This window comes from Dietzia sp. E1 (assembly GCF_014145015.1).
Taxonomy (GTDB): Bacteria; Actinomycetota; Actinomycetes; order Mycobacteriales; family Mycobacteriaceae; genus Dietzia; species Dietzia cinnamea_A.
The window spans coordinates 1-5,218 of record NZ_JAALDU010000258.1; the positions used below are offsets into that span (position 1 = coordinate 1).

Annotated in this window: 5 protein-coding genes; 3 read left to right on the forward strand and 2 right to left on the reverse strand. The window is 69.2% G+C overall.

Annotated elements, in window-relative coordinates; translation table 11 throughout:
- Positions 1-79 precede the first annotated feature (79 nt).
- The 3 genes from G6030_RS09345 (at position 80) to G6030_RS09355 (ending at position 2,716) form a co-directional block, all read left to right on the forward strand.
- Positions 80-658, forward strand: coding sequence for a CueP family metal-binding protein (locus G6030_RS09345; RefSeq protein ID WP_007627243.1), 579 nt, complete (start codon positions 80-82; stop codon positions 656-658).
- A 66-nt stretch (positions 659-724) separates the two neighbouring features.
- Positions 725-1,333: a GNAT family N-acetyltransferase gene (locus G6030_RS09350; protein ID WP_182642946.1), complete on the forward strand. Its 609-nt coding sequence runs from the start codon at positions 725-727 to the stop codon at positions 1,331-1,333.
- Positions 1,334-1,378: 45 nt separating this feature from the next.
- A complete protein-coding gene (locus tag G6030_RS09355) occupies positions 1,379-2,716 on the forward strand; it encodes an alpha-hydroxy-acid oxidizing protein (RefSeq protein ID WP_182642947.1) in 1,338 nt (445 codons plus the stop codon).
- A gap of 97 nt (positions 2,717-2,813) precedes the next feature.
- Here G6030_RS09355 and G6030_RS16500 read toward each other — a convergent pair whose 3' ends face one another.
- A complete protein-coding gene (locus G6030_RS16500; protein ID WP_218001325.1) occupies positions 2,814-2,945 on the reverse strand; it encodes a putative transporter small subunit in 132 nt (43 codons plus the stop codon).
- Between the two features lie 18 nt (positions 2,946-2,963).
- Positions 2,964-4,664: a sodium:solute symporter family protein gene (locus G6030_RS09360; RefSeq protein ID WP_241724273.1), complete on the reverse strand. Its 1,701-nt coding sequence runs from the start codon at positions 4,662-4,664 to the stop codon at positions 2,964-2,966.
- Between the last annotated feature and the right edge of the window lie 554 nt (positions 4,665-5,218).

Consider the following 5,218-nt stretch of genomic DNA (forward strand, 5'->3'; position numbering starts at 1 on the left):
GCCCGGGCGGGTCGCCGGACGTGAGATGCTCTCACGATGTGAGAATGGACTGCGAGTACGGACGAGGAGCCCGGCACCGATGACCACCACCACAGTTCGCCCGCGACGTCGCGCGCTGGCCGCCGCCCTGGCCGCGACCGCGCTCGCCCTCTCGGCCTGCGGCACCACGCAGCCCGAATCGACCGTCCTCGAGCAGCACGGGCTCGCCGGGATGGACGCCCCCGAGATCATCGAGCACCTCGACACGATGGCCGTCTCCGACCGGCCGACCACGCTCATCGCGTCCGTCCAGCCGACCGAGCTAGTGCTCAGCGACACCACCGGCGGCTCCACCGCGGCCCTGCCGATGCCGGACGAGACGTTCTACCTCTCGGTCGCGCCGTACGAGGCACAGACCCACGACTGCACCTTTCACAGCCTGACCACCTGCCTGGGCGAGATGGCCGCCGAGACCGTGGACGTTACCGTCACCGACGCCGCGGGCCGGACGATCCTCGACGAGACCCGCACCACCTACGACAACGGCTTCGTCGGCCTCTGGCTCCCCCGCGACATCACCGGCACGATCCGCATCGAGCACGACGGCAAGTCCGCGAGCACACCGATCGCCACCGGCGCCGACGATCTCACCTGCCTGACGACCATGCAGCTCACCTAAATCGCCGACCGCGCCCACACGCACCGCGCCACGCTCCCGCCCGCCCATCTCGCAGAAAGCTCGCCCATGGTGACAGTCCGCACGGCCACCCGCGCCGACGCCCCCACGGTGGCCCGCCTCCTCAGCGAGGCGTTCCGCGACGACCCCGCGTGGTCGATCACCCTGCCGGAGGACGAGACCCGGCTCGCGAAGCTCGCCGCGTACTACCGCCGTCGCGTACGGCGGCGCCCCGGCTGGGTGGACGTGGCGGTCGACGACGGCGAGGTGGTCGGAGCCCTTCTGTGGGAACCCCCTGCCGACCCCGGCGCGCTGGCCACCGTCCGACGGGCGATCGCAGGCGGGACCCGCTGGGTCCTCGGTCGGCTGCCCATCGGCCGGGGCGCCCGCCACACCCTGCAGATCGAGGCGTACCGGCCCACCGCACCGCACTGGTACCTCCGCGACATCGGTGCCGGGCCCGAGGCCCGCGGCAAGGGCGTCGGCACGGCCCTGCTCGAGCACCGCCTGGCCATCGTCGACAGTTCCCCGACCCCGCTGGCCTTTCTCGAGTCCACCACGCCGGGGAGCCGGCGCCTCTACGAGCGGTTCGGCTTCGAGGCCATCGGGACCGTCGCCACCCTGGGAGAGGCGTCCTCGACCGCCATGCTGCGCAGGCCCGGCAGAAGCGCGGGTTAGCTCCTCTCGCTCTGCCGTCGACCCGCCCGCAGTACGCTCACCGCTATGACGGCAGACTCCGTGACCCCCGCCACAGACACGCCCGCGCCGGACCCCCTCGGCCGCGCGCGGCAGAACGTCATCTACCGCTCCGGCATCTCCGGCATCACGCCCACGGTGCCGACCAGCGCCGAGAAGCTCGAGGCCGCCGCGCGACGCGCGCTCCTGCGCCGGCCCGGCGGGGTCAAGGCGTGGGCCTACATCTACGGCGGCGCCGGCTCCGGGACGACCATGACCGCCAACCGCGAGGCCTTCGACCGCCGCCCGCTCGTCCCCCGCATGCTGCGCAACACCTCTCGGCGGGACCTGGCGACCACCGTGCTCGGGCAGAGACTCCCCGCCCCGGTGCTGGTCGCCCCCATCGGCGCGGCGGGTCTGGTCCGCCGCGACGCCGACCTCATGGTCGGGCGGGCCGCGGCCGAGCGCGGGATCCCGTACATCCTGTCCTCCCAGGGCTCCTCGCCGATGGAGGAGACCGCCCGCGAGATGGCCGGCGGTCCGCGCTGGTACCAGCTGTACTGGAGCAGCGACGAGCAGCTCGTCGACAGCTTCATCGCCCGCGCCGAGGCGATCGACGCGGGCGCCCTGGTCGTCACCCTCGACACCACCACCCTCGGCTGGCGGCCCTGGGACCTCGACCTCGGATCACTGCCGTTCACCCGCGGGGTCGGCATCGCCCAGTACGTCTCTGACCCGCGCTTCACCGAGATGGTGGCCGAGCGGGTCGCACGCGAGGCCGCGGCCGCCCCCGGCGCGGACCCCGACGCCATCAAGGTCACCCCGCGGGCCGCGCTCACGCTGCTGGAGATGGCCCGCAACCGCCCCGGACGCCTGCTCGACAACCTGCGTGCTCCCGAGACCCGCGCCGCCGTGCAGACCTTCCTCGACACCTTCTCCAACCCGGCGCTGAGCTGGGAGCACCTCGCGACCCTGCGGGACCGGACCCGGCTGCCGATCGTCCTCAAGGGCGTCCTGCACCCGGACGACGCCCGGCAGGCCTTCGACTCGGGCGTCGACGCGGTGATGGTCTCCAACCACGGGGGCCGCCAGGTCGACGGGTCCATCGGCACCCTCGACGCCCTCGTCCGCATCCGCGAGGCCGTGGGTCCCGAGCCGACCGTGCTGCTCGACTCCGGCATCCGCAACGGCACCGACGTCGTCAAGGCCATGGCCTGCGGGGCGAACGCGGTGACGATCGGACGGCCCCACATCTACGGCCTGGCCATCGCGGGCGAACGTGGCGTCGGCGAGGTGCTCGACAACCTCCTCGCCGAGATCGACCTCACCCTGTCCCTGTGCGGCGCCAGCTCGTGGGACGAGGTCGACGGCTCGCTTCTGGCCTGACCCGACCGCGGCCAGCCCGGGTACGACACGGCCCCCGATCGGCGACTGCCGACCGGGGGCCGTGGTCTCGCGGGCGCTCGCCTCCCGTGAGCGGGCGCTAAATGATGGGGGCGCCTTCCCTCTTGGCCTCCGCGGCCTCCTTGACGAAGCCCCGCACGATCACCGCCAGGGTGCCCGCCACCACGACGGGCCAGATGAGCACATAGATCGTCAGCAAGATCGGTGACATGAGTAGTCGTCCTCCTTCTCAGACGCGAACGAGGTCGTCGTCGTCGTTGTCGTCGTCATCGCGTCGGCGACGGTCCCTACCGGCGGTGACCACCTCGGACTCGTCGTCGACGTCGGCGGTCTCCGTCGCGTCGGCCTCCGCCTCGAGGATCTCGGCGACCTCCTCGGTGTCGTAGTCGGCGGTGTCGCGAGCGATCGTGGCGAAGTCGAAGTTCGTCGAGCTACGGAACGACATGCCCGCACACACCAGCGTGCTCACCGCGTACGCCACCAGCGAGGCGGTCAGCGTGTCGTAGTCGCGCAGGAAGCCGAAGATGAACGGCGCACTGACCAGGGCGGCCACAGCCCCCAGCACCAATGCCGGCCGCAGGCCGATGAAGCCGAACACCATCAGGCCCAGCACCACGCCGATACCGATGACCGCCAGCGCCTCGGTCACGATCGGAAGGAAGCCCGTGTCCGGGACGAGCCCGAAGCGCGTCGGCAGGAACGCCGCCAGCGCCACGAGCACCGACACGGTGAACGCGGAGTTGGTGACCTTCTTCCAGTAGAAGCTCGCGATCACCGGGAAGACCAGCGCGCCCCACAGCGCACCCACGAACACCAGCAGGTCGAGGATGTTGAACTTCATGTTGGCGAAGAACAGGGCTGCGACCGTCGCCAGGATCATCGTCACCCGACCGATCGTCAGCATCATCCGCGGATTGGGGATCTGACCGCGGCTGCGCATGCTCTGGCCGTACATGTCCGTCATCGCGATCGAGGACATGGCCGCCAGATCCGAGTCGGCCGTCGACGACAGCGAGCCGATGATCATGATGAAGAACAGCGCGACCAGCACGCCCGGCAGGTACTCCGCCGCGACCTGCGGGAGCAGGTTGTTGGGATCGCCCTCCACCGGCTGGATGCCCGCGTAGAGCCCGAGCACACCGATCATGCCGATGCCGATGATCGTGGCACCGTAGCCGATCGTCGCCGTGATGAACGTCGGCTTGATGAGGTCCTCACGCACCGCGAACAGCCGCTGCGCGATGGTCTGGTTGCCGATCGCGTACGCCAGCACCGCCGCGATGTACGGCGCGCCCTGGTTGAGGAACGCCTCCGACGAGAAGAACGACTGCTGCTGCTGCGTGAGGTTCTGGGCGCCGGTCTCGAAGAGCTCCGTGCCGCCGAGGAAGAGAAACATCGCCGGCACGATGATGACCACCGCGCCCAACATCGCCAGCACCTGCGCGAAGTCCGTCAGCACCGAGGCCCGGAAGCCCGACCACAGCGTGTACAGCAACACACCGGCGGCGATGACGATCACGCCCTGGATGAAGCTGAACGGGCTCAGCATGGAGATCAGTGCGCCACCGGCGATGAAGTTCGACGTCAAGGAGATGACGGAACCGAGGATGTTGGATCCGGCCAGCATGAGCTGCGAGGACCGGCCGTGGCGAGCGAACATGACCTCCGCGAGCGTGTGAGCCTGCGGGGCGACCTTCCGGATTCGGCGGCCGAAGGGGTAGATGAACAGGATCATCAGGGCACCCCAGAGCCCGTAGTGGATCGGGCCCGACACGCCGTAGAGGTAGCCCGAGTTCACCGAGGCGTACATGGACGACGCCCAGATCCAGGTGGCGGTCATCGATGCCGCCGAGATTCCGAAGCCGATCTTGTGACCGGCCGTCATGTAGTTGTCCGCGTTCTCGTCCTTGCGTGCGATCCGCATGGACATGACCATCGTCCCGCCATAGAACAGCAGCAGAAGGAGAACGACAGCAGTAGCGCTCAGCGCAGTATATTCCAGCAAATTTCTCTGCCCTTTCGCTCTTCACTTATCTGACCAACGTGACGAGCATAGTGAAGTTGGGAGGAAACTGAGAATCCACGGTTGTCGGAGCGTCCAACGAGCGGCCTGCTCGACCCACGAATCGGGCCCGAAAATCGGCTGGCCGATGGAGGAAAAGTCCAAAGTGAGCGCGGCGCTCAGGGTTCGCTATGGACGCGTGTCAGTCGAGCGCACAGGCTCACACTCTTGCGCCGAGGCGCAAAAAACACCGCCGATAGGCTGGGCGCATGCCGCACACGTGACCCACGTCACCGAACGCTAGTCCGCCTGAGCGCGCGTGGCCCGAAGCGCAAAGTAGGCGTCAACTTAAAGGCGCGGTTAGTTAGCACAGGCGCGCTTCTGCGAGTGGTCGCACACGCCGCGATTGTCAGACCCCCTACAGGGGCGATGTGACCGCCCTTCGACCACTCGGCGCGCGACCGAGCGGCGCGGGTCGGCCC